The organism is Streptomyces sp. NPDC102274 (assembly GCF_044766385.1).
Taxonomy (GTDB): Bacteria; Actinomycetota; Actinomycetes; order Streptomycetales; family Streptomycetaceae; genus Streptomyces.
The window spans coordinates 34203-56977 of sequence record NZ_JBIWLW010000036.1 but is presented as its reverse complement, the minus strand read 5'-3'; the positions used below and the strand labels follow the sequence as shown (position 1 = coordinate 56977).

Annotated in this window: 22 protein-coding genes and 2 pseudogenes; 13 read left to right on the top strand and 11 right to left on the bottom strand. The window is 72.2% G+C overall.

From position 1 onward, the window contains the following. The first annotated feature begins 106 nt into the window (after positions 1-106). The 3 genes from ACIRQP_RS34315 to ACIRQP_RS34305 all read left to right on the top strand — a co-directional run bounded on the left by ACIRQP_RS34315 (position 107) and on the right by ACIRQP_RS34305 (position 1601). Complete coding sequence (locus ACIRQP_RS34315; RefSeq protein WP_403897364.1) at positions 107-751, top strand: hypothetical protein; 645 nt, start codon at positions 107-109, stop codon at positions 749-751. Next, positions 694-1188 (top strand): helix-turn-helix domain-containing protein, encoded by a 495-nt coding sequence (locus ACIRQP_RS34310; RefSeq protein ID WP_403897361.1) that lies wholly within the window; start codon positions 694-696, stop codon positions 1186-1188. Before ACIRQP_RS34315 ends, ACIRQP_RS34310 begins: the two co-directional genes overlap by 58 nt. A 224-nt stretch (positions 1189-1412) precedes the next feature. Then, positions 1413-1601 (top strand): hypothetical protein, encoded by a 189-nt coding sequence (locus ACIRQP_RS34305; protein ID WP_403897358.1) that lies wholly within the window; start codon positions 1413-1415, stop codon positions 1599-1601. Positions 1602-2070: 469 nt separating this feature from the next. On the opposite strand, the pseudogene ACIRQP_RS34300 reads toward ACIRQP_RS34305, so the two are convergent. Then, a pseudogene (locus tag ACIRQP_RS34300) lies at positions 2071-2382 on the bottom strand (GNAT family N-acetyltransferase); the annotation flags it as partial. 230 nt (positions 2383-2612) lie between these two features. After that, positions 2613-2962, bottom strand: a pseudogene (locus ACIRQP_RS34295) (IS110 family transposase); the annotation flags it as partial. A gap of 982 nt (positions 2963-3944) precedes the next feature. Between ACIRQP_RS34295 and ACIRQP_RS34290 the strand changes: the two are divergent. The 3 genes from ACIRQP_RS34290 to ACIRQP_RS34280 all read left to right on the top strand — a co-directional run bounded on the left by ACIRQP_RS34290 (position 3945) and on the right by ACIRQP_RS34280 (position 6159). Further along, positions 3945-4775 (top strand): BTAD domain-containing putative transcriptional regulator, encoded by an 831-nt coding sequence (locus ACIRQP_RS34290; protein WP_403897356.1) that lies wholly within the window; start codon positions 3945-3947, stop codon positions 4773-4775. 50 nt (positions 4776-4825) lie between these two features. Beyond that, positions 4826-5539 carry a ScbR family autoregulator-binding transcription factor gene (locus ACIRQP_RS34285; protein WP_403897353.1) on the top strand — a complete coding sequence of 238 codons (714 nt, stop codon included), beginning with the start codon at positions 4826-4828 and terminating at the stop codon, positions 5537-5539. A 422-nt stretch (positions 5540-5961) separates the two neighbouring features. Further along, a complete protein-coding gene (locus tag ACIRQP_RS34280) occupies positions 5962-6159 on the top strand; it encodes a hypothetical protein (protein WP_403897350.1) in 198 nt (65 codons plus the stop codon). A 149-nt stretch (positions 6160-6308) separates the two neighbouring features. On the opposite strand, the gene ACIRQP_RS34275 is transcribed toward ACIRQP_RS34280, so the two are convergent. Beyond that, positions 6309-6548, bottom strand: a complete 240-nt coding sequence (locus ACIRQP_RS34275) for a beta-ketoacyl synthase N-terminal-like domain-containing protein (protein ID WP_403897422.1) — start codon at positions 6546-6548, stop codon at positions 6309-6311. A 255-nt stretch (positions 6549-6803) separates the two neighbouring features. Next, positions 6804-7259 carry a TetR/AcrR family transcriptional regulator C-terminal domain-containing protein gene (locus ACIRQP_RS34270; RefSeq protein ID WP_403897348.1) on the bottom strand — a complete coding sequence of 152 codons (456 nt, stop codon included), beginning with the start codon at positions 7257-7259 and terminating at the stop codon, positions 6804-6806. 118 nt (positions 7260-7377) lie between these two features. Between ACIRQP_RS34270 and ACIRQP_RS34265 the strand changes: the two genes are divergently transcribed. Continuing rightward, entirely contained in the window at positions 7378-7560 is a 183-nt protein-coding gene (locus ACIRQP_RS34265; RefSeq protein WP_403897345.1) for a DUF5302 domain-containing protein, read from the top strand. 617 nt (positions 7561-8177) lie between these two features. Here the strand turns inward: ACIRQP_RS34265 and ACIRQP_RS34260 are convergent. The 5 genes from ACIRQP_RS34260 to ACIRQP_RS34240 all read right to left on the bottom strand — a co-directional run bounded on the left by ACIRQP_RS34260 (position 8178) and on the right by ACIRQP_RS34240 (position 14702). Next, entirely contained in the window at positions 8178-8333 is a 156-nt protein-coding gene (locus ACIRQP_RS34260) for a hypothetical protein (protein WP_403897342.1), read from the bottom strand. A gap of 245 nt (positions 8334-8578) precedes the next feature. After that, entirely contained in the window at positions 8579-11278 is a 2700-nt protein-coding gene (locus ACIRQP_RS34255) for an acyltransferase domain-containing protein (protein WP_403897340.1), read from the bottom strand. Positions 11279-11389: 111 nt separating this feature from the next. Continuing rightward, on the bottom strand, positions 11390-12430 hold the full coding sequence (locus ACIRQP_RS34250; protein WP_403897338.1) for a polyprenyl synthetase family protein: 1041 nt from the start codon (positions 12428-12430) through the stop codon (positions 11390-11392). Further along, positions 12427-13488 carry a terpene cyclase gene (locus ACIRQP_RS34245; protein ID WP_403897335.1) on the bottom strand — a complete coding sequence of 354 codons (1062 nt, stop codon included), beginning with the start codon at positions 13486-13488 and terminating at the stop codon, positions 12427-12429. Before ACIRQP_RS34245 ends, ACIRQP_RS34250 begins: the two co-directional genes overlap by 4 nt. Next, positions 13488-14702 (bottom strand): cytochrome P450, encoded by a 1215-nt coding sequence (locus ACIRQP_RS34240; RefSeq protein WP_403897419.1) that lies wholly within the window; start codon positions 14700-14702, stop codon positions 13488-13490. Before ACIRQP_RS34240 ends, ACIRQP_RS34245 begins: the two co-directional genes overlap by 1 nt. Between ACIRQP_RS34240 and ACIRQP_RS34235 the strand changes: the two genes are divergently transcribed. Beyond that, on the top strand, positions 14673-14849 hold the full coding sequence (locus tag ACIRQP_RS34235; RefSeq protein ID WP_403897430.1) for a hypothetical protein: 177 nt from the start codon (positions 14673-14675) through the stop codon (positions 14847-14849). The genes ACIRQP_RS34240 and ACIRQP_RS34235 overlap by 30 nt on opposite strands. Before the next feature lie 443 nt (positions 14850-15292). After that, the gene (locus ACIRQP_RS34230; RefSeq protein WP_403897332.1) at positions 15293-16228 is read left to right on the top strand and encodes a thioesterase II family protein; all 936 of its coding nucleotides are present in this window, start codon (positions 15293-15295) and stop codon (positions 16226-16228) included. Here ACIRQP_RS34230 and ACIRQP_RS34225 read toward each other — a convergent pair. Further along, positions 16167-16904: a thioesterase II family protein gene (locus ACIRQP_RS34225; RefSeq protein ID WP_403897329.1), complete on the bottom strand. Its 738-nt coding sequence runs from the start codon at positions 16902-16904 to the stop codon at positions 16167-16169. The genes ACIRQP_RS34230 and ACIRQP_RS34225 overlap by 62 nt on opposite strands. 259 nt (positions 16905-17163) lie before the next feature. Between ACIRQP_RS34225 and ACIRQP_RS34220 the strand changes: the two genes are divergently transcribed. Both ACIRQP_RS34220 and ACIRQP_RS34215 read left to right on the top strand, forming a co-directional pair. Next, positions 17164-17985: a BTAD domain-containing putative transcriptional regulator gene (locus tag ACIRQP_RS34220; protein ID WP_403897326.1), complete on the top strand. Its 822-nt coding sequence runs from the start codon at positions 17164-17166 to the stop codon at positions 17983-17985. 363 nt (positions 17986-18348) lie between these two features. Beyond that, positions 18349-19110 (top strand): thioesterase II family protein, encoded by a 762-nt coding sequence (locus ACIRQP_RS34215; RefSeq protein WP_403897323.1) that lies wholly within the window; start codon positions 18349-18351, stop codon positions 19108-19110. 327 nt (positions 19111-19437) lie between these two features. On the opposite strand, the gene ACIRQP_RS34210 is transcribed toward ACIRQP_RS34215, so the two are convergent. Continuing rightward, complete coding sequence (locus ACIRQP_RS34210) at positions 19438-19923, bottom strand: nuclear transport factor 2 family protein (protein WP_403897321.1); 486 nt, start codon at positions 19921-19923, stop codon at positions 19438-19440. A 149-nt stretch (positions 19924-20072) separates the two neighbouring features. Between ACIRQP_RS34210 and ACIRQP_RS34205 the strand changes: the two genes are divergently transcribed. Next, positions 20073-21656 (top strand): class I adenylate-forming enzyme family protein, encoded by a 1584-nt coding sequence (locus tag ACIRQP_RS34205; protein ID WP_403897317.1) that lies wholly within the window; start codon positions 20073-20075, stop codon positions 21654-21656. A 23-nt stretch (positions 21657-21679) separates the two neighbouring features. Then, positions 21680-22636 (top strand): aromatase/cyclase, encoded by a 957-nt coding sequence (locus tag ACIRQP_RS34200; RefSeq protein ID WP_403897315.1) that lies wholly within the window; start codon positions 21680-21682, stop codon positions 22634-22636. Positions 22637-22775: the final 139 nt, after the last annotated feature.

The window sequence follows — 22775 nt, the reverse complement described above, 5'->3', positions numbered from 1 at the left end:
CTGGCCCACGGTTCGCCTGTCGTGGTCATGCTGCTGCCGGAATGATGGTGGCGTGCCGGGAGTTCTCTCTCCGGGCCTTGATCCGCACCATGCACCGGGGGAATGGATGATCGAGTCAACTCTTCGTACTGAGGACGTGCCTGCGGCGGAGCGGTTCGACTATCTGCGGGAGTGCCTGGCGAAGACGGTGTGCCCGCACGAACTAAGCTGTGATTCCGACGCTGAGTTACGGGCGGAAATACGGGTCATCAGGCTTGGCGCCGCGGTCGTGTGGCCGGTCACCGTGTCGGCGCCGTTGCGTCTGCGGCGGAGCATGAGGATGATCCGGGAGTTCGACCCGGAGTTCTACCACCTCTCGCTCCCGCTCCGTGGAACGCTGGAGATCGCCCAGGGGGACCAGGAAGCCGCGCATGGGGCGTACGACATGTATGTGATCGACACCTCGCGCCCTTACGACTTTCGGGCCTCCGCGCCCCCTGAACACCGGCTCACCCCGGCCCCGGCGCGTCCGATCGCCGACGGCAGGCCGAGCACTGCCGGACGTGAGCCGGACGGCGCGATGTACGCGGTGGGGCTTGAGGTTCCCAAGGCGCTGGTGCCGCTGCCCGTGGACCGGACCGCTCGTCTGTTGACCCGGCGGCTGCCGGGGCAGGAGGGATCGGGGCCCTGCTGGCGGGCTTTCTCACCCGGGTGGTGCGTGAGACCGCCTCCTTCCGGCCCACCGACGGGCCCCGGCTGGAAACAGTCCTGACCGACCTCTTCAACGCGACACTGGCCCACCATCTCGACGCCGACGACCGTGTGCCGTCCGAGTCGCGTCAACGCACCCTGGTCCTGCGTGTCCAGGCATACGCACAGCGGCACTTGCACGATCCGGATCTCACACCGAGGAAGATCGCCGAGGCGCATCAGGTGTCGGTCGGCCATCTCCACCGGCTGTTCCAGACGCAGGAGACGACCGTCGCCGACTGGGTCCGCCGGCGTCGTCTGGAGGGCGCCCGCCGTGATCTGGCCGACCCCGCGATGCGCGCCGTACCTGTCCATCGGATCGGCACACGCTGGGGCTTCACCCACCATGCGGCGTTCACACGCGCCTTCCGCACAGCGTACGGCCTGCCGCCGCGCGACTACCGGGAGCAGAAGACCTCTGTCGACGAGCAGCAGCCACGCGGACACACGGAAGCGTAGCCACAGCACCGGGACACACGGACGGTCGGACGGCGGCTGCGGTCGGGGGCGTCGGTCCCGGTCAGCTTGTCGTTTATGGTCCGAGGTCGAACGCGGATCGAACTTGGTGAGGGTTTTCGCAGTTCACCGGACGTGCAAGCGGCCTTCGGCTTCCAAGCGCTGATCGGGCGGCCGGGCTGGCCGCGGGGGAAGAGCCAGGGTGAGTCTGTGCGGCCGAGGACGGCATGGCTGCGGCGAACCTTGGCCTGTTGGAGCGCCAGTTCAGCGACGAGTACGGGAAGCTCGACTGGGACGGTGCCGAGGCGAATGCGGACCGCTCCGTCCGCCTCCTCGATATGGTCGACGGACAGCCGGGAGATCGCTGCGGGCCACTGGGCATAGATGAGGAGCAACAGCAGTCCGGCGAGGCGTGAGGGTGTTGTCGTGCGGCAGGCGGCAGGCGGCAGGCGGCAGGCGGCAGGCGGCGGGCGGTGGCCCAGGGGGCTTCGTCGTCCATCGGCTGCGAGGGGCCGTTCCATCTGACGGCTGGGAAGCTGAGATCACGGGTGATCTTTTGGCCGAGGGTCCAGCGCACGAAGTGCCCGCCTCCTGGCGAAGCCGGACGTCGTCGCTGGTCATCCAGCGTTCGAGGTCGGTCTGTCGGCAGGAGGCGAGGGTCAGGTTCTGACCCTCGAGCCAGTTCAGGAGATAGACCGCCGCCCGCAGATGTTGTCGCGCGACCGTGAGCTGGTAGTGCGTGATGTCCTTGCCGCGGCTACGACGGCGTAGTTGGCGCAGGAGGTGCCAAGTCGCGTACCGGAGCAGGATTTTCCATCCCTCGGCCGTCGCGGGGGTCCGAGTAGGAACGGACCGGGAAACCGGTGTTGATGTCAGAAGTCGGCGCTATGTCAGGAACCCGGGAGACACGGAAGTCGGGGCAGCCCAGAATGCGCAAGACCTTGGTGGAGTCCAGCGGGTACGGGACGGTCTTCCCGAGGTCGTGGAACCCGATGCGTCGGTAAAAGGCCATGGCGCGGTGATTGTCCTCGCGCGCACCCCCAGGGTGAGCCAGGCGCAATCGGTGTGCTCGCGTGCGAAGTCGACTGCCGCTTCCATCAGCGTCTGTGCCGGACCGTCCGGACCGCGGTGCGCCGGGGCGACATAGACGGCGTGCACGTGTGCGGTGTCGGGGATGCCGTCCAGGGGTGCGGTCCCGGCGGTACCGGCCCAGGGAGCCGGTCTCGTCGACGGCCACGAACAGCCCGTCGTCGGCCGCGGCCGCGGCCCTCTCCGCCCGTGCGGGTTGTGCTTCTGTGGGGTTTGTTGAAGGTCTGGTGGGGTTCTGGAGGCTCGGTGGGGGGTGGTTTGGGGTGGTGTGGGTGGCGTCTCGTTGACAAACCGTCTGTGCTGTTTTTTGCTGGGTTCGGTGGAGAGCTGTCCGGTCTGCGGGGGGGGGCGGCGATGATGAACGCGTCACGGGCGTCGGTCTTGGCCTCGCCGGGGTAAAGGTCGGCGATGCGGCGCATGGTCAGGCGGGCAGGTAGGCGACCAGGCAGCCCGCGTCGGGGGCGACGGCCAGCGGCAGAGCGCCGATGTTGGCGGGCTGGTCGACGATCACCAGCACGGTGCCGTACTTCGCGCTCAGCTTGTCGAACAGTGCCCGCAGCTTGGGCTCGCTGTTGGGCAGCCGCTTGTCGAAGACGGTCTTGCCGGCCGGGGTCAGGCCCCGCCCGTGGTGTTCGTCCTTGCCGATGTCCTGGCGGAGGAAGGCGGCCACCTTGCTGATCTCGATCACCAACGGCCTCCGCTAACGAGCTCCTGTTCCCGGCCTCACCTACGGCACCAGATGCCGGCATCCACGTTACGAAGGCATCGTTTTGATGAGCTGCGTTGCCGGGGGTGTCGTGTGGGGGCGGGTTTCGCGCTGTGCGGCGGCGGCCGTGAGGGGGTGGGGGTGGGCTGTGTGGTGCCGGGCAGTGGTCGAGGCGTGTGGGAAGTGCCGGATTGCTGCCGTGTTCGTCGTCGGCTCCGGGAGACCTGGATGCCGGGTGGGGGTGTCGGGTTCCGGTATGTGGGTGGGGCGTGTCCAGGGGGGTGGGTGGTGGTGTCTTACTGATCCCGGTCGGTAGGGTCGCCCTCTCTTTGGTGATATCGGCCGCCGTTTCCCGCGGCCGCGCGGTGTTTGTGGCCGTTCCCGGGCGCCGGCGCCGGGCGTCTCGAGGCCTGCCGTCGCCGCTGCGGCAGTGCGGGCGCGGCCGTGGGCATCTCCCTGTCCGTCGGTCCCGCTCGGCCTGGTGCGGCGTATCCCGTATCCCGTATCCCGTGTCCCCGGCCCCGGGTGGCTGCCCGGCCGCTTTTGGGGGCTCCTGCCGTCCCGGCCGGCGGGGCGCGGGAAAAACCCGCCGGTCCCGGCCTTCTGGGTCCCGGTGCACGGGGTCTTTCTCCGTCCTCCTGGTCGCGTGGGGCCGGTTTCATGGGGGTTGGGAGGGTGGGGGGTGGCGTATCTCCACCCCGTAAACAGACCGTAGGGTCTCTTTGTTTCCCTGTTTAGGGTGTGCGGTGTCCTCCCGGTCTGGTGGTCCGGAGGGTGTCGTTCTCTGTTGTATCCCTGTTTTGTGGGGTGTTGTCCTGGATGTGGGGTGGGGGGTAGGCGTTTAAAACCGCATGACTGGTTTGGTATTGACAAACCGTCCGGCCTGTTTTTTCATGGTGGCGTCGAGTTGCTGTTCCTGCTGAGGGCCACGATCGGGCGACCGCGTATCAACAGGGGAGATCGTATGGATATCGATGTACTGGGGGCGCTGGCTGTCCGGGAGAACGGGGCATCCATCACGCCGACGGCGCCGAAGCCGCGTCAGGTGCTGGCTGTGCTGTCTTTGCGGGCCGATCAGGTCGTGCCGGTGGGGGTGCTCATCGAGGAGTTGTGGGGGGAGTGTCCGCCGCGCAGTGCGCGTACCACTCTGCAGACCTATGTGCTGCAGTTGCGTGAGCTGATATCGGTTGCTCTGCGTGGTGATCCGGAGGGTGCCGCGGGGCGTACCGCCAAGGATGTTCTGGCTACCTCGCCGGGCGGCTACATCCTGCATACCTGTGGCGGTGTCCGTGACGCCCGTGAGTTCGAGCGGCTGGCCGGTAGCGGATACCGTGCCATGGACGCCGGTGACTTTCCGGGCGCCGCGCGCCGGCTCCGTGAGGCTCTTGGGCTGTGGCGCGGCAGTGCCCTGGCCGATGTCCAGGCCGGAGTGCAGGTGCAGATGGAGGTCCGCCGTCTGGAGGAGTCCCGTCTTTGTGCTCTGGATCAGCGTATCGAGGCCGATCTGCGCCTTGGGCGGCACCGTGAACTCCTCGGTGAGCTCACTGTGCTTGTGCAGCGTCACCGTACCCACGAGACGCTGCACGGCCAGCTCATGGTCGCCCTGCACCGTTCCGGCCGCCGCAGCGAGGCACTCGGTGTCTATCAGCGGCTGCGTACGGCCCTCGTCCGGGAGCTGGGCCTGGAGCCCTCCGCGGGGCTGCGCCGGCTGCAGCGCTCGGTCCTGACGTCCGGGCCGGAACTGGCGCCGGAACCCGCGCGGGCCGGGGGAGAGCGCCTCAGCCGCGTCGGCTGACCGGGTGTCATATCGCCCTGGAACCGGAGGGGGAGGGGGAGGCAGCTGTTATGCAGACCAGGTCGGTACGGACCCGCCGCGGCCTTGTCCGCGCGGGCGCGGAAATGTTCGACCGCAAGGGCTACGCCGAAGCGACGCTGGAGCAGATCGCGGCCTCGGCGGGGGTGACCAAGGGGGCGCTGTACTTCCACTTCGCCTCCAAGGACGGTCTCCTCGACGCCGTCGAGGAATGCGCCCAGGCGCTCCTGCGCGACTTCGCCGGGGCCCAGCGGCGGCAGAACGCCCCGCCGGTGCAGTCCCTGATCGATCTGACCCATCTGCTGGCCCGCGCGCTGCGGCAGGACCCGGTGCTGCGCGCCAGTTTCCGGATCGCCGTCGAGTGTGCCGGAGGCCGTCCCTCCGCCGGGGACTTCCACCAGTCGTGGACCGCGGAGGCGCTGGACCTGCTCGCACGGGCCCGCACCCAGGGTCTGCTGCGCGAGGGGCAGCCGCGGGAGGGTCTTCAGACGCTGGTCTGCGCCGCGGTCTGCGGCATCGCGGTCCTTGCCGTGACCGGATCACCGCACCTTGATCCCGGCCGCGGTACCGCGGGAGTGTGGGACCAGCTGCTGCCGGTCCTCGTGCCCGCCACGGACCTCGCCCGGTACCGTACCGGCCCGCCCGAGGACGCCCCCGCCATCGGTGACGCGGACCGTGCCCCCGCCATCGGTGACGCGGACCGTGCCCCCGCCATCGGTGACGCGGACCGTGTCCCCGTCCGTTGAACGGGCCGTGCCGGGGTGGCTGGTGGGGTGTGCCGCGTGTCCGGACATTGGCCCGCGTGCGGCCTGAACACGCGGTCCTCGCCTGTCCCTTCCCGGGGACGGCTCCGGGCCGGCGGGCCCTGCGCTCTGCGCTCTGCGCTCTGCGCCGTGCCTGGCCTGGTCTGGCCCTCGGTGGTTCTGCCTGTCCGGGAGGGGCTGTTGGGTGTGGTGAGGCCCTGGTTGCGGCTGTCCTGGTTGATGGTGGAGTCCTTGATGACGGTGAGGATCTCGTCTCCGTTGCGCCGGGTGGCCGGCAGGCGTTTCAGGATGAGGATGCCTGTGTTCTCGGACGAGCCCGGCGCCTTCCGCGTCGTCGGAGGGGTTGTTGCTACTCCCGTCTGCCGCCTTGTTCTTGAGCCGGCTGGATTCCACGATCGGTGCGGGTGTGGGGACATGACGGTGATGCCGCCCGGCAGGGCCGTTTCGTGCTCCCCGGCGCGCGGCGCGGCGACGGCGTGATGCAGGGTGAGGAGGGGAGAGAGGGGGAGCCGGTGGTGTCGATGGTGACGGCGGGCCTGGGGGCCGGCGCGCAGGAGACGCGACGGGAGATGACGCTGCTGGGGACGCCGGTGCCCTGGTAGCCGTCCGGGTGGGTGAAGTCCCTCTGGTCGTCGGTGTCGTCGGAGCGCATGGCGCCGGGGTGGATACCGGTACGGCTCCCGGCCGGGACGTCGGGGAGTGTCCCGGCCCGCTTCAGCGCCTCCCGCGGGGTTTCCGGGACCGGGTGCTGCTACGGGTCCATCGGCTGGGCTTCGCGCGGCGGTATTCCGGAGAACTCGGAGCCGAAGGTCTTGGTTCCGTCGGCGAACCCGCCTTCGTGTGTGTAGCTCGTGCCGGGCGTTCGCGGGGCCGGGCCGGGAGAGGCCGGGGTCGTCCCGGTGGGCGGGGGAGCTCGCCGATGGTGTCCCTGCCCTCGTTTGGGAGCTGCCGGTACTTCTGCGGGCTGGAGACGCTGCCGGGGAAAGGGCAGGCCATGGCTCGATCGTGGTCGGCTCGGTCTGCTGCCCGCTCACGTTTGGCGTTGCGCCGCCGGGTTGCGGCACGGCTGCCGTCGCCCGGCGCGAGCGGTCTTCGTTGCCGGGCCTGTTCACATCCGTCATCCGTTGTCCGGCTCGGCTCCCTCACTTGTTCTCCGTGAATGCGACGGAGCCGCATCGCGTGACGTGATGGGGCTTTGGGGGGCGGTTCTCCTGGTTTCTCCGCGGGTGTTCCGTCCGCGCCCGGGTCAGCCGTTCACGGCCGGCTGCCCGCTCTTCGCGCGCATGCCGCTCACCAGGCAGCTGAGGCCGAAGGAGAAATGGTCGTCCCAGTCCCGGGACTCACCGGCTTCGAGGTTCGCGCGCATGCGCGGATACCGGTCGCCGAGGGCGTCCAGCATCGGTGGCAGCCACAGCGACTTGACGTCGTCGTAACCCAGTTCCTCCTCACGCATCCGTGTCAGCCATTTCACCTCGTCGGCGGCGGAACCGAGGGCGTGGTTCACCAGCGTCCCCACCGCGCGATAGGCCTGCGGCGCTTTGAACCCGCCCTGTTCGGCCAGGGTGATGAGGGCTTCGTACAGGGCGAGGGCGTTGGGTCCCACCATGGCGTACGCACCGGCGAGCCGGCTCGCCCAGATGTGCTCGCGGATGACGCGGCGCAGCGAAGGGCGGAGCTGCAGCGGAAGTCGACCGCCCCTCAAGCGGAAGCCGGTGTGATCGGTAGGCCGGTCGGAGCCTGGACCGGCACCCGGGTGGACGTCCTGGTGTGCGGGTTCTTGTGCCACTGCGGGTCTGTTGCCGATTGCTCAGGAGGCATGCATGTCCGATACGCCGGAGCGAAATGCCGCAGTGGACGACGCCAGGCGCCGTTTCAAGGAGGCGCTTGAGCGCAATAGCCGGGCGTCGAGGGCGCAGGAGGCCCACGAGAAGGGCCGTGTGAAGGTGAAGAACATGAGCGGCCCGGCCGGCCAGAAGCGGTTCTTCCGCCGCAAGACCGGCTGAAGGGCCCGTACCCGCCCTGTTCCCCCCCACCGGGCCGCCCCGGCCCGATCGAGACCCGATCGGGCCGGGGCGCTTGTGTCGCCCCCGCCCATTCCCGTGCCGTTCCCCGGGAAGCCCTTTCGCCGCCCGCGGCGGGGCGCGGGGGATCCCCGAGGCCCCGCCCCGCCCCGCCGCGGCGGGCCCGGTCGGTGCTGTGCCGTGAGCCAGGTGATGGTGACGTTGTTGGGGAACGGCTTGCGGTCGGTGACGGCCGGCCGGGTCGGGTTGAAGTCGCCGTGGAATATCGGCGCCCCGGTTTTGGCGGTGACCGGACAGGTCTTGAGGATCAGCTCGTCGAGTTCGGGCAGGAGCGTGCCCGCCGGCCTGCCGCCGCCGCAGAGCCAGATGTCCTTGTCCTCTTGGCGCTTGAGGTCGCGCATCCACGCGCACGGGTCGTCGCCGACGACGGTCACCGCGGGACCGGCGTCCCTGATCGTGCTGGACACCACGTACTGCCGCAGGTGCGCGTACGGGCTCGGGCTGCCCTCGTCGAGGGCGGGGCGGTACGTGCCGTGCCCCATCACCACGGTGTCGAACCGCCGGCCGGGAGTGTCGGTGAGGCCGACGCGGGGCCGCAGTCAGGTGGGGACGGTCTCGGGATAACAGGCGTTGACCCGGGCCGCGTAGGCGTCGGCCTGTGTCTGGTCGCCCACGGGGTAGAAATCGGACTCTCCGCGCGGACCGGCGATGCAGCCGTCGACAAAGGCTCCGATGCAGTGGACGAGTTTGCGCATCCAGATCACTCCTGGTGAAGTACTTACCTCGTAGTGATCACGGGGTAGTGCGGCGGACGCGGTGGTTCAGCGGCACGCATGTCACCCGGGCGGGTGAAGTCCTGCCGGGCCGGGTTGGGCCGGGCCGGGTTGGGGCGGGCCCCCGGCACACTCCGCGCGGGGTGCGGGATCACCGCCACCGACTCGCCGCCCGCCGCGGCGCCGGCGGACGCGACGATCCGGGCCCCCGCCCCGGGGGAGGGCGCTCACCTTGACCCGAGGGCCGCGGCACGCGGACGCGGGAGCGCCGCACCGGCCCCGCACGCCTCGGGCGCCCCGCACGCCTCGGGCGCGTCGGGCGCGTCGGGCGTGTCGGGCGTGTCGGGCGTGTCGGGTGCCGCCGCGCGGACTGCGGGCCAGTCCACGTCGATGCCGTCGCACCACAGCTGTGCCACGAGGTCCTCGAGGCCCTGCCGCGGGGGCACGTCCCGATGCCCCGTCGCCAGCGCGGCGGACCGGGTGTCGCCACGCGCGGCGAGTGTCTGCCGGACGGAGAACAGCGCGACCGGGTGCGGGGAGATCTCGACGATCCGCACCGCCTGCTCCTCGGCGAGCCGGTGCACCGCTTCCTCCATCAGGGTCGGCTCGCACATGTTGCGCACCCAGTACGACGCGTCGAGTGCCCTGCCGTCGGCGAACCCGTGGGTCACCGTCGACCAGTACGGCACGCGGGTGCGCCGGGTGTCCAGCGTGCCGAGACGGCGGACCAGCTCGGGGGCCATGTCCGCCAGCAGTGTGCTGTGGCCCGCGTAGTCGACGGGAGTGCGCAGGGTGGCGACGCCCCGGCCGGCCAGCTCGCGCTCGGCCTCGGCCATGTCGTCCACCGTCCCGGACAGACACACCTGGCCGGGGGCCAGGTGACTGGCGACGAACACCCGCCCGCCGCTGCGGGCGCTGAACCGTTCGGCCTCCGCCAGCGGCAGGTCGCACACCGTCAGCGTGCCGTGCCCCGAGGCCCGTTCGGCGACGAGGGCGGACCAGGTGGCGATGAGCCGCGCGCCCTCCTCCAGGGACAGCGCCCCCGCGGCGACCGCCGCGGCGGCCTCCCCGATGCTCGCTCCGAGCACGATGTCGCTCTCCACGCCCCAGGCGCGCAGCGTGCGGGCCAGGGCGGTCTGCACAGAGAACAGGACGGGCTGCAGGACGTCGGTGCGCACGAGGCTCTGCCCGTCGTCGGCGAGGAGTTCCTCGATCACCGACCAGCCGGTGACGGCCCGTACGGCGCGGTCGCACTCGGCCAGCGTGGCGCGGAAGGCGGGCTCGGCGAGCAGCGCGCGGCCCGTGCCGATCCACTGCGGCCCCCCGCCCGAGAACAGGAAGGCCAACGCGGGACGTCCCCCGGCCGGGGGCGGTGTCCGGTCGTTCAGGCGTACGAGCAGTTCGTCCCGTACCCGGCCCGGCCGGTCCCCGGCGGCGACCACCCGGTGGGCTCCCGCGCCGGGCATGGCAAGCGCCCCGTCCGGCATGTGTCCGGCGTCCAGCCGCGCGACGGCCTCGCGCACGGACCGCCGCAGCGCGGCGTCGTTCGCGGCGGCGACGGGCACGACGAGCCGCTGCCGGGGCGCGGCCGACTCCAGCGAGACATGGCTGAGGGTGTTGCCGTGGCCGCGCACGCCCAGGTACAGGCGCCCGCCCGGCCAGTGGCCTCCCGGGGCGGCGGACGCGTCTGCCGCCCCGGTGCCGGCGGGGAGAGGGGGGAGTGCCGGACTCCGGCCCGCCGCGGGCCCGCCGAGGCACAGGTCGACGACGGCCCGCAGCAGCCCGATGACGCCGGGCGCCCGCTCCGCCGGGGCGGGCCCGCCGCGCTTCGCCCCGTCCGGCGGGCAGCCGGTGTCGGGCACGTCGGGGCAGGGGACCTCGGGGAGTGCGACGCCGGCGGTGTGCCGTGCGGCCCGCGCCGGATCCGGCCGTCCCCGCAGGCGCGCGGTGCGGCCGTCGACGGCACTTGCGTGGATCACGGCGTGGACACGGTCGCCGTCGGCGAGCGCGTCGGAGATCCGGCGCAGCACGACCACCCCGCCGGCCGCCCGTTCGTGGCCGCCGTTCCGCATCGGGCCGCCCGGCGGCAGGCCGGCCGTACCACCGGCCAGCGCGATGCCGCACGAACCGTCGCGCAGGCTTTGAACGGCCAGATCGACGGCGGCGAGCGAGGAGTCGCCCCCCGCGGCCATGGACAGCGCCGGACGGGGGATCCCGAGCGCGTCCGCGAGCCGCACGGCCCCCACGGAACCATCCGGTGACTCCGGGGCGTTTGGTGCGTCGGGCGAATCGCGGTGCGGCGCGGCCTCTCCCGCCGCGCCCGGCACGGGCGAAGCCGTGGTCGGCCGGGCGCCGACGAAGACTCCGACGCGCGCGTCCGCGAGGTCCGCGACGGTGACGCGCGCGTGCGCCAGGGCGCTCCGCGCCGATTCCACGACGGGCCCGCCCGGCGAGCCGGCGCCCGGACCGTTCCAGAACGGTCCGCCGACGTCGTCGGCGCGGCCCGACAGCCCTTCCCCCAGTACCTCGAAGACGTCGGCGCCATCGGGAAGACGGCACCCCATGCCGACGACGGCGACCGGCTCCGCGCCCCCGCGCGATGCGGCACCGTCCGCCGGGGCGGAGCCCTCGCCTGTGGGCGCGGAGGAGTCCCCGTCCGTCAGGAAGGCGGAGAGCGCCGCGACCGAGGGATGCTGACACCCCACCCGGGCCGGAACGGCCCGCGTCAGCCGCCGGGACAGCTCCGCCGCCAGATCCATGATCCGCGTGGAGTCCATCCCCAGCTCCCGCAACGGCCGCCGCACATCCACCGACTCCGGCGCCACGCCCAGCACACCGGCGGCCAACTCCCGCACGACGCCGGTGACTTCCCCGGCAGCCGCGGCCCCGGAGCGCCCTTCGTCGTTGTTCACCGCGATACGACTCATGTGCTTGTCCTCGCCCTCTCCTGCGCTCTTTTCGTGAGCGTGCCGCGGCACGCTCCACACGATGTGCCCGCACGAGGGCCCGGCGCGCCTCGGCCGCCGGGCCCGCGCGCGTCAGCGATCGCGGCGGGTGACGAGCCCGGCCAGCGCGAGCAGCCCGCGGGCCGCCTCCGGTCCCAGTCCGGCGTGCGACAGCTGCTCCACCGCTTGCTCCCAGCGACGTGCCGCCTCCCTCTCGGCCCAGTCCCGGCCCCCGGCCTCCTCGACCAGCAGGGCCGCTCGGGCCACCTGGTCGTCGTCCAGCGGCCCGGCACCGCCGTACAGGTCCGCGAGGCGCCGTCCCGCCTCGCTCCCGCTGTTCAGCGCGGCCACCACCGGCAGGGACTTCTTGCGCCGCCGCAGGTCCCCGCCCGTCACCTTGCCGGTGCTCCGGCTGTCCCCCCAGATCCCCAGCAGGTCGTCGACGAGCTGGAACACCAGTCCCAGGTGGTGCCCGAACCCGCGTACTCCGGCGACCTGGTGCGGCGCCGCCCCCGCCGACAGCGCGCCCAGCGCGCAGGCCCCGGCGAGCAGTGATGCCGTCTTGCCGGCCGCCATGGCCAGGCACTCCTCCAGGCTCACCCGCCCGCGCTGCTCGAACGCAAGGTCGTGGCCCTGGCCCGCGACCAGCTCCAGCAGCACCCGGCACAGTTCCTGCGTCGCGGCGGGGTTCACGGGCGGCGCCGGTGCGGTGGCCAGCGTGTCGAGCGCGAGCGCCAGCAGCGCGTCCCCGGCGAGCACGGCCTGCGCCTGGCCGAACACACTCCAGGCGGTGCGCCGTCCGCGGCGCATGCGGTCACCGTCCATCACGTCGTCGTGCAGCAACGAGAAGTTGTGCACCAGCTCCACCGCCGCGGCGCCGCTCAGTGCCTGATCGGCCGGACCGCCCACGGCCTGCGCGGCGGCCAGCACCAGCGCACCGCGCACGCCCTTGCCCCAACCGTCGTCCGCGGGGCGGCCGTTCTCGTCGCACCAGCCGAAGTGGAAGAGGGCGGCCGTCCGCACGGGCTCGGCCAGCCTCTCCACGGCGAGCCGGACCCGCGGCCCGGTGAGCTGCCGGTACCGGCGCAGCAGATCCCACGCCTCCCTCGTGTCGGGAGCCAGCGCCAGGGTCATCGCGCCACCCCCATCAGGCACGGCTCCACATACTCGACGGGACGGTCCGCGGCGCCTGCCGCCGGGTCCTGGTAGCGCTTGGTCCGCCGCGACCAGTCGAGGTTGCCGCGGATCCAGGTCCGCATGCCCGCGGCATAGGGCACCAGCGACGCCGCGTCACCGGGACGGGCGGCCAGCAGCTCCTTCTCGGCGGCCAGGAAGCGCTCGGTCCGCGCCGAGATCGCGGCGCACACCTCCTCCAGCGCCCGCTCCCGGTCCAGCCCCCGGTGGTACTGCACGAGATAGGCGAGATTGTGCACCTCGCCCAGTGCGCGTTCCTTGTCCAGCGAGTAGACGTCGTTGGTCCAGCACACCACATCGCAGGCGGCGTCCAGAGCGGCCGTGAACTCCGCGCTGCCGTAGAGGTCCCCGGGAACGTCGATGCCCTCGACGATCTCGATCAGGTCCATGCACACGTAGATGGCGCCGGTGTGCCGCCGCTGCTCGATGTATGCCGCCTCGTCCGGGACGACGCCCCGGACCCGGTTGCCGGCCTCCCACACCGTCGCCGCGACCAGGCAGTCCCACAGGTGCCGCACGAACCTGCGCCGCCACCGCACGGACGCCTGCGGGGCGGTCCTGCACCACAGGTCGGCCAGCGACGACACCACCAGCGGCACGCCCCGGTCGTGCCGGACGCCCGCACCGAAGTCCGCCGCCTCCAGCACGCCCCGCACGCCGTCGACCAGGTGCCCCAGTCCCTCCTGGTCACGCCCGGCGCCGCCGTCGTCCAACTGGTCGTCGACGAGGAACAGCCAGGCGAACCAGTCGGCCATCAGCTCCAGCCGGCGCCCCTCCGCGCCCGGATGGACGACCGAGACGAACCAGCCGAAGTCCGCCCGGTCGAAACGCCTCGCCGCCAACTCCCGGTGCACCAGACCCGTGCGGCGCACCCACTGGGCGAGCTGCGCCCGCGCCCGGTCCGCGTGGGGATTCACCCGGTACGGGAAGGGACAGAAGATCTCCGGCACGGGCAGCGGATCGGCACCGCCCGGCGTGTGCGCGGTCCGCGTACCCATCAGCGGCGCTCCAGCCGCAGGTGGACGCCGCCCTTGGGATGCAGGGTGATCAGGGCGTCGGGAAGCACCTCGGGCGCCCCCGGGGGCGACACCAGCCGGTAACGGCGAGCGATGGTCGCCATGGCGAGGCAGATCTCGGTCAGCGCGAAGTGCTTGCCCAGGCACACCCGGGGGCCGCTGCCGAACGGGACATAGGCGTGCCGGGGGCGCTTGGCGATCTCCTCGGCGCTGAACCGCTCCGGGTCGAACCGCTCCGGGTCCTGCCAGAAGTCCGGATGGCGGTGCAGCAGATAGCTGTTGACGAGCACCTGGGTGCCGGCCGGCACCCGGTAGCCGTCGATGACGTCGTCCTCGCGGGCGCGCCGCATCAACTGGTAGGCGGGGGAGTAGATGCGCAGCACCTCGTCGACGATCATCCGGGTGTACGTCAGCTCCGGCAGGTCCTCGAACGCCGGCGCCGTACGCTCGCCGAGCACCCCGTCGACCTCCGCGTGCAGCTTCCGCTCCACCTCCGGGTGCCGCGCCAGCAGATAGAAGGCCCACGCGAGGGTGTTCGTGGTCGTCTCGTACGCGCCGACGCAGATGTTGAGCACCTCGTGGTGCAGCTGCTCCAGGTCCATGCCCTTGCCGTCCCTCTCGTCCACGGCGTTGAGGAACAGCGACAGCAGATCCGGCTCTTCACCGGCCTCGACGCCCTGCGTGAGCCGCTTGTTGATGAACCCGGAGACGAACTGGTCCATGCGGTCGATCGCCCGGCGCAGCCGCACATGGCTGGGGGTGGGGAAGCCCAGCGGCGGGAACGGGAAGCTGAAGAAGTCCCCCAGAACCGTGTTGGCGAGCTGGAAGGCCCGCTCGAACGCCTGGGCCGCGTCCCCGACTTCGGCGTTGAACAGCGACTTGCTGACGATGCGCAGGGCGAGCTGGCCGAACTCGTCGGTCACGTCCAGCGCGGCGGCCGGATCGGAACGCTCCTCCCAGCGCCCCAGCATGCTCGTCGTCTCGTCCGTCATGTTGCGGGCGAAATTGCTCACGGTGCGCGGCGTGAAGTACGGCGCCATCATGCGCCGCTGGCGACGCCACAGTTCCATGTCGGGCGTGGCGATCAGACCGTCGCGCAGCACCGGGCGGGCGATCTTGAAGACGGCCGCGTTCTTGTCGTACTGCTCGCTCTTGTCGACCAGCACATGCCGAATGTAATCCGGGTGATTGAGCATCACCATACGCATATTGAAAAGACGGAAACGGTAAATGTCCCCGTGCTGTTCGAGGCCGCCCCGCAGGAAACCGATCTGGTCGCGCCGGAAAGCACGGATGCTGCCGAGTCCCCTCCCGGAACCAAGGGCGGGTATTTCCTTGAGTGAGCCGGCCCCGCTGCCGCGGACCGTTTTGCTGAGCACGGTGGACACGTGCGTTCCCCCTTCATGGGCCCTTGCGTCGCACCGCGATTCGAACGCCTGAGCAAGCCGAAGTCAATTGATGTCGACGCGGCCCCCGCAATTCCTCGAGCGGGATTCGAGCGCGGGGGTGAAGGGTGTGTCCAGGAGCGGTTGCGGCGGGTCGACGCGGCAGACACGGCCTCCGGTACCGGACACGTACCCCTCGCCCGCGCCGTCCCGCACGAACGACACGACCGTCGCGATTCCCCCGGGCGGCCGCAGTACGCGCGGTGGGCCCGGAGAGCCCCCCCACAGGGGTGTGCCGGGGGTGTGCGGCGGACCGTCCTGGCGGGGCCTCTGCTCGTGAAACGGACCGCATCCGCACGGCAAGGGCCCGCGGTTCCCCTCGAAAACAGCTAGGAGACGTCATGACGGGAAAGCCCGGCGCCGGCCTGTGGTTCAGAAGCTTCCAGCCGGCCCCCGAGGCGCCGGTGCGGCTGGTCTGCCTGCCGCACGCGGGCGGCTCCGCCAGCTTCTACCTCCCCGTGGCCAGGGCCCTGTCGCCGAAGGTCGAGGTGATGGCGGTGCAGTACCCCGGCCGGCAGGACCGGCGCAACGAAGCGCCCGTCGCCGACATCGGCCTGATCGCCGACCGGATCGCCGAGGAACTGCGCACCGTCACGGACCGGCCGTACGCCCTGTTCGGGCACAGCATGGGAGCCATCGTCGGATTCGAGGTCGCCCGCCGGCTGGAGGCCGAGGGCAACGGACCCACCCGGCTCTTCGTGTCCGGCCGCCGCTCGCCCCTGCTCGACCGCGGCGACGAGTGGCAGCCCGCCACCGACGACGAAGTCATCACCGAGATCCGCTCGCTGGACGGCACCCACGGCGCCCTCCTCGACGACGCGGAGATGCGGGACATGATCCTGCCGGCGCTGCGCGCGGACTACGCGGCGGTGCGCCGCTACCGCTACCGGCCGGGCGCACCGCTCACCTGCCCCGTCACCGCGTTCACCGGCGACACCGACCGCAAGGCCCCGGTGGAGGCGGTCGAGGCATGGGCGGACCTCACCCTGGGCGGCTTCGGCCTCCACGTGCTGCCCGGCGGCCACTTCTTCCTCGTCGACGCACAGGACGAGGTGCTCCGTACGGTCCTGGACCGCCTGGCCCCGGCATCGGCGGGGGGGGGGGGGGGGGGGGGGGGGGGGCCCCCGGCCCCCCCCCCCCCCCCCCCCCCCCCCCGCCGGCGTCCCGGGCACCGGGCCCTGTCCGCCGGAGAGGGCCGGCCCAGGGCGCCCGCGCTCACCGCGGCACCGCGCGGGCGGATGCGGCGAGGGCGAGCGCACGGCGGATGTCCTCGGTGATCCGCCCGGTGAGCGCGGTGGGGTCGGGCTGGAAGTAGAAGTGCCCGCCCTCGAACAGGTGCATGCCGAGGAAGTGCTCCGCCCGGTCGGCCCATCCGGCGAGCCGTGCGGGCGGGGCCACCGTGTCGCCGGTGCCGCCGAACACCGACAGCGGCACGGGCAGGGGCACCGGGTCGGGCGCGGGGCGCCAGGTCTCCACCAGCCGCAGATCAGCACGGATGGCGGGCCCGAACAGCCTCCACAGCTCCGGGTCCTCCAGGGCGGCGGCGGGCGTGCCGCCCATCGCGGCGAGCTCGCGCCGCAGTTCGGTGTCGCGGAGCAGATGCCGGCGGGTGCCGTCGCCGCCGGGGCGGGGGGTTCCGCGGGCCGACAGCCCCAGCCAGACGGGCGGGGTCCGGCCCTCGGCGAGGAGCCGGCGGGTGAGCTCGTAGGCGACGAGACCACCCATGCTGTGGCCGAACAGGGCGTACCGCCCCTCGAGCCCGGCGTCCAGCTCCCGGCGGAAATGGTCGACGAGCCGGTCGGCGTCGCCGATGCTGGGGCGCTCCGCGAGCAGACCGCGGCCGGGGGCGTCCACCGGGCGCACCTCCCAGCCGGCCGGAAAGCGGCCGGGCCAGTCCCGGTAGGGCAGATGCGAACCACCCGCGTGGTGGAACACGAACAGGCGCAGTTCCATGCTGACTCCGTCGACGGTCTCAGGCCGGGAGATCCGGACGATAGCCGCTGTGCGGGGGCGGCGGCCGGTCATCGAGCCCGGTTCGAGTACGCGTGCGGACCTTCTCGAGTGCCGTGACCGCAGGGCAGGGCCTGCTGGTTGGAAGGCGGCTCGAGCGCGGGTCGAGGTCCCGGCGCACGCGGGGCGAACGGGGTTAGCGTGCAGGGCGCCGACGGCTTCGAGCTCGAGGGGAACTCGGCCGGGCAACGGGGAGGAAACTGTGGAGATTCAGGTTTTGGGCCCTCTGAACGCAGACGTCAACGGAGAGTCGATCGTTCCGACCGCCGGCAAGCCGCGCCAGATCCTGGCCCTGCTGGCCTTCTACCCGGGCCGGGTCATGCCCGTGCCCACGCTCATGGAGGAGCTCTGGGGCACCAACCTGCCCCAGAGCGCGATGACCACCCTGCAGACATACATACTCCAGCTGCGCCGCAGACTGGGCACCGCGATGGGACCCGACGCGCCCGGCACCGCCAAGGAGGTGCTGGCGACCCGGCACGGCGGCTACCTGCTGCAGATCCCGCCGCAGAGCGTCGACGCACACGGCTACGAGCAGCTCGTGTCGTCGGGCCAGGGCGCCTTCGAGGAGGGCGAGGACGAGCGGGCGGCGAGCCTGTTCCGTGAGGCGCTGGCGATGTGGAACGGGCCGGCGCTCGTGGACGTACGCGTCGGCCCGATCCTGGAGATCGAGGTACTGCGGCTGGAGGAGAGCCGGCTGGTCACCGTGGAGCGCCGTATCGACGCCGACCTGCGGCTCGGCCGGCACAGCGAACTCCTCGCCGAGCTCACCGACCTGATAGCCCGCCACCCCCAGCACGAGGGGCTGCACTCACAGGCGATGGTGGCCCTGTACCGCTCGGGGCGGCAGGCCACCGCGCTGGACGTCTACCGCAAGCTGCGCAGGCGGCTGATCGAGGACCTGGGCGTGGAACCCTCGCCCCAGCTGCAGCGCCTGCACCAGGCGATGCTCACCGTCGACCCGGCACTGGACGTGGCCTGCGGACCGCGTCACAGCTCGACCTTCGACCTCTACGCGGCTTAGGGCCCCCTCCGGCGGATCTTCGCAGACCCGCGAAGATCCGCCGGAGGGGCCCCTGAGCCGCGCGGAAGAACTGCATGCGGGTTCTCGGAGTGGACCTCGCAGGCCGGCGAGCCGTTCGACCGCATGCTGTTCTTCTGCGATCCCTCACGGCTCTCCCGTGGTCCGCCAGGGATTACGGGACAGCCCTCAGGCTTCTTCCGTCCGGATCAGGCCGGACCGGGAAGCCGGGTCCGCCGCCGCGCCCTGGGGCCGGCGCCCCGCCGGGCAGGCCCGCCGAGGACACCGGCCGAGCCGAGCTTGAGCGGTCCTCGAGGAGGCCCGGCGAGCGTCGGCACCGGTGAACCCACCGAGGGAGGACGGCAGATGCCCGACGAACAGCCGGTACGACTCCACTGTTTCGCGCACGCCGGAGCCGGTGTCTCATCTTTCCACGGCTGGCCCGCCGATCTGGGGCGCGCGGTGGAGCCGGTGCCCCATACGCTGCCGGGCCGTGAAAGCAGGCGCCGCGAGCCCCGGGTCGTGCGGCGCGAGGCACTGCTGGCCGAGGCGATGGGCACATTCACGCGGGCACCGTCCGGACCGTACGTGCTGTACGGACACAGCCTCGGCGCGCTGGTCGCCCACACCATCACCCGTGCCCTGCACGGGGCCGGGCTGCCCGGACCCGCGCTCCTCGCCGTCGGCGCCTGTCCGCCGCCCGACGCCCCCTCCCCGCTCTCGGAGGCCCACGATGCCCCCGACGAGCGGCTGCTGCGACTGCTCGACGAGATCGGCGCCCTGCCCGAGGGGGCGGCGCCCGGAGGACTCTGGCACCGGGCCGTGCTGCCGGTGCTGCGCGACGACCTGGCCCTCGCCGACGACTTGCGGACCACCGCCCGTGAACCGGCCGCGGCCGGGCCGCTGTCCGTGCCGCTGCTGATCGTCGCGGGCGCGGACGACCCCGTGGCACAGCCCGCCGTGATGGAGGGCTGGCGCCGCTGGAGCACGGGGCCGACGGCCGTCCGGACCGTCCCCGGGGACCACTTCTTCGTACGCGGCCATGAGCTGCCGCGGCTGCTGGGACGCGCCTGCCGTGTCGTACGGCGGACCGCGCCGGCCCGCTTCGCGGCCACCGCCCGCGGCTGACCAGGGGCGATCGCGCCCGACGGCGCGGGCACCAAGGCGTTGTGGTCACCGCCGGCCGAGGCCGACGGCGCTACCCGGGGGGGGGACTCCGGTGCGTTCGGGCCGCGCGCCGGGCGCCACGCCGCTGACGAGGCGGCACTCACGCGCGCCCCCCTTCCCCTCTCCTCGCCCACGAGCACGCCCCGCACGCCGCCCCGGTCGCACCCCGGCGCCCGCCCGGCGCCCGGCAGGCGGACCCGCCGGGCGCGCAACCGCTGGACACTTCCCGCCGGGCGCGGCCCGGCCACGTATGCCCTCATGCCCGCCTCTCCTGGCCCCGGCGGCCGTTCAGGCGAGGTCATCGCGGCTCACGACGCGGGAACGGGTGCGCCACTTGCCGCGCGAGCGGACGAGCACGTCCTCCATGACACACACCCGGTGCACCTTCGACGCGCCGTTGCCCGGCGTCACATACACCAGCGTGTAGCAGCGTGTGTGGAGCGTCCCGTCGGCCCGCGGCCGCAGGTCGAGCATCCCGATCCAGTGCCGCAGCCGTTCCCCGCTGCGCTCCTGCTGAGCCTTGTTGCGGCGCACGTTCGAGGCCAGTGCGGCGCGTCCGCGTACCGGTTCCTCCAGCGTCGGGACATCGAAGACGGCGTCCTCGGTGAAGGTTCCGGCCCAGCGTTCGGCCTCGTGCGAGTCGAAGAGCTGCATCTGGTGCGCGTAGAACTGCTGGACCTGCGCGTACAGGGCACTGAAGCCGGGCACCTGCGCGGGCACCGCGGCGGGCACCTCGAAGGCGGACTCGGCGAGGCTGAGTATCTCGGTGGTCATGGGACCGGCCCTCCGTTCCATCGGATACGGACACTGTCTGTGGCGCAGATCGAGTGCTCTTCGAAGATTCCTCAAGCGGCCTGGCCGAGCGTGTAACCCGCCGCGTGGTGAACCGCAGCCGCGCACGACCAGCCGGAGGAGAACGAGCCGTGCCGAACTTCACCTGTCCGGACCTTCCGCTGGACGGCCTGCTGCGCGCGGCGGCCCTGCGGGACCCCGACGGCATCGCCGTGCGGAGCGCGGACACGGCTCTCGGCTTCGGCGAGCTGGACGCTCTGTCCGATCGCGTCGCCGCCTGGCTGGAGCGGGAGAACGGGGGCCGGCCCGGCGCGCGGATCGGTGTCGCCGGCGTCCTCCACCCGCTCTTCGCCGCCACGTACTACGGCACGGTCCGCAGCGGCGCCACCGCGGTCCTGGTCAACCCGCTGGCCGGGGAAGAGGGGCTGCGGCACGTCTTGGCCACCGCCGGGGTGGAGGCGGCGTTCGTGCCGGCCCACACGGCCGAACTCCTCACCAGGATGCGCGGCCTGCTGCCCGAGCTCCGCACGATCGTGGTGACCGACGCACCAGACGCGGCGCTCCCGGGCACCGCCCTCGCGCTGCGCACGGTGCTCGAGTCGGCACCGCACGCTCCCCGAAGGGGCCTGTGCGACCCGGCGTCGATCGCCTGTGTCCAGTTCACCAGAGGCACCACCGGCCGCCCCAAGGGCGTCCTGCTCACCCACCGCAACCTGGTCGCCAACGCGAAGCAGACCGCTCTCGCCCACCGCCTGGACCGCGCTTCGGTCACCCTCAACCATCTGCCGCTCTACCACGCCATGCACCTCAACTCCGCGGTGTACGCCGGCGCCCGCCAGGTGCTGTGCCCGGACCCCGACCCCTTCGCCTCCCTCCAGGCGTCCGCCGAGGCGGGGGCGACCCACTACTACGGCCTGCCCGCCCGGCTGCACCGACTCGCCGTCGACGAGCGTCTCGCCCGCACCGCGCGCACCGCACCGGGCGGTACCCGGCTGACCGCCGTGCTCTGCGGCGGCTCCAGGCTGCGGCCGGAGGCGGTGCGCGCCGTACGGGAGCGGCTCGGCGTCCCCGTCATCCAGGGCTACGGCATGACGGAGCTGTCCCCGCTCACGCACTGCCAGCAGAGCGGCGACCACCGGCCGGGCACGGTCGGCAGGCCGGTCCCCGGCACCGAGTGCCGTCTCGTCGCGCTGGACTCCCGGGCGCCGGTCGAGGTCTGGGCCACCGGGGAGGTACAGGTCAAAGGGCCACAGCTGATGGCCGGCTACCTCGGCGACGAGCGGCCGCCGTCCCGGATCGACGAGAACGGCTGGTTCTCCACCGGGGACGTCGGCTATCTCGACGACGACGGAGCACTGCGCCTGGTGGACCGCCTCACCGACGTCTTCACGTGCGACAACGAGATCGTCCCACCGAGCCGGATCGAACGGGTCATCAGCGAGGACCCGCGCATCGCCGACCGGCCCGGCCCCGTGAGCGCGGTGTGTCCCGGCCACGTCGGGACACCGATGGCGCGGCGGGTGCGCCAGGGGGACGCGGCGGCCCGGGAGATTACCGGGGACGCCGTGCGGGAGCGGCTCGAGGCGGAGATCCCGCTCGGCCGCTGCCCGGCCCCGCGAGAGGCCGCCGGGCAGGTTGCCCGCCCGGCCTGCGAACCCGCCGCCTCGATCACCGCGCAGACACTCGACGTCTGCGGCGGACCGGGCAATTCCTGATTCTGTGAGAAAGGTGGTGTGTGGTGTCGGGTGAGCGTGTGCACCGTACGGCGTATTCGGTCGAGGTCGCCGCACCGGCGGGGGTCGTCTACGGACTGATCTCCAACGCGGTGCAATGGCCGCTGTTCCTCCCACCGAACGTGCACGTGGAACGGCTGGAATTCGACGGCGAGAGGGAGCGGCTGCGGATGTGGGCGACGGCCAACGGCCAGGTGCGGTCGTGGCTCTCACAGCGCGTCCAGGACCCGCAGAAACGGCGTATCGACTTCCGTCAGCACAACCCGCAGGCCCCGGTCGAGACGATGAGCGGGACCTGGATCGTCGAGGAACGGACAGGCGGAACCAGCCTGCTGACCGTCCTGCACGACTTCACGGTGATCGGCGACCATGCCCAGGACGTGGCCTGGGTGCGGCAGGCGGTCGACAACAACTCGGGCGCGGAGCTGGACAGTCTGCGACGGCTGGCCGAGCGCTGGATGCGGCTCGACCAACTCGTCCTGTCCTTCGAGGACACCGTACGGGTCAAGGGACCGGCCGAACTGGTCTACGACTTCCTCTACCGGGCCGGCGACTGGCCCGAACTCGTCCCGCACGTCGCCCGGCTCGATCTGACCGAGGACACCCCCGGTGTCCAGGTCATGGCCATGGACACCCGCACCGCGGACGGAGCGACGCACACCACCGAGTCCGTACGCGTCTGCTTCCCCCACGCGGGCCGCATCGTCTACAAGCAGACCCTCCCCCCCGCCCTGATGGACGCGCACACCGGCGAATGGTCCCTGCTGCCGGACGAGACCGGGGTGACCGTCATCTCCCAGCACAGTGTGGTGCTGCGCGAGGAGGCGATCGAGCGCGTACTGGGCCAGGACGCGGACCTCACTGGAGCCCGCCGCTTTGTGCGCGAGGCGCTCGGCCGGGACTCCACGGCCACCCTCAACCTGGCCAAGCTCCACGCGGAGTCCGCGATCCGCATGCTGTGACCCGCCCCACCCATCCAGAAAAGTGCTTGATGCCCGGCATGGTGGAGTGTCCACCGCTGCTCCGGCCCCGCTCTAGCCGCCGCCGTGAGAGTTGGCTGCGACGGACTTCCGCGGGGGGAACGGGGGCACCAGTGGGCGC

Excerpts from the sequence above, each read along its gene's own strand:
- ACIRQP_RS34315 (WP_403897364.1), top strand. The coding sequence starts at position 107 with ATGATCGAGTCAACTCTTCGTACTGAGGACGTGCCTGCGGCGGAGCGG.
- ACIRQP_RS34305 (WP_403897358.1), top strand. The coding sequence starts at position 1,413 with ATGGCTGCGGCGAACCTTGGCCTGTTGGAGCGCCAGTTCAGCGACGAG.
- ACIRQP_RS34290 (WP_403897356.1), top strand. The coding sequence starts at position 3,945 with ATGGATATCGATGTACTGGGGGCGCTGGCTGTCCGGGAGAACGGGGCA.
- ACIRQP_RS34285 (WP_403897353.1), top strand. The coding sequence starts at position 4,826 with ATGCAGACCAGGTCGGTACGGACCCGCCGCGGCCTTGTCCGCGCGGGC.
- ACIRQP_RS34265 (WP_403897345.1), top strand. The coding sequence starts at position 7,378 with ATGTCCGATACGCCGGAGCGAAATGCCGCAGTGGACGACGCCAGGCGC.
- ACIRQP_RS34260 (WP_403897342.1), bottom strand. The coding sequence starts at position 8,333 with ATGCGCAAACTCGTCCACTGCATCGGAGCCTTTGTCGACGGCTGCATC.
- ACIRQP_RS34255 (WP_403897340.1), bottom strand. The coding sequence starts at position 11,278 with ATGAGTCGTATCGCGGTGAACAACGACGAAGGGCGCTCCGGGGCCGCG.
- ACIRQP_RS34250 (WP_403897338.1), bottom strand. The coding sequence starts at position 12,430 with ATGACCCTGGCGCTGGCTCCCGACACGAGGGAGGCGTGGGATCTGCTG.
- ACIRQP_RS34245 (WP_403897335.1), bottom strand. The coding sequence starts at position 13,488 with ATGGGTACGCGGACCGCGCACACGCCGGGCGGTGCCGATCCGCTGCCC.
- ACIRQP_RS34235 (WP_403897430.1), top strand. The coding sequence starts at position 14,673 with ATGCCGAATGTAATCCGGGTGATTGAGCATCACCATACGCATATTGAA.
- ACIRQP_RS34240 (WP_403897419.1), bottom strand. The coding sequence starts at position 14,702 with ATGCTCAATCACCCGGATTACATTCGGCATGTGCTGGTCGACAAGAGC.
- ACIRQP_RS34230 (WP_403897332.1), top strand. The coding sequence starts at position 15,293 with ATGACGGGAAAGCCCGGCGCCGGCCTGTGGTTCAGAAGCTTCCAGCCG.
- ACIRQP_RS34225 (WP_403897329.1), bottom strand. The coding sequence starts at position 16,904 with ATGGAACTGCGCCTGTTCGTGTTCCACCACGCGGGTGGTTCGCATCTG.
- ACIRQP_RS34215 (WP_403897323.1), top strand. The coding sequence starts at position 18,349 with ATGCCCGACGAACAGCCGGTACGACTCCACTGTTTCGCGCACGCCGGA.
- ACIRQP_RS34210 (WP_403897321.1), bottom strand. The coding sequence starts at position 19,923 with ATGACCACCGAGATACTCAGCCTCGCCGAGTCCGCCTTCGAGGTGCCC.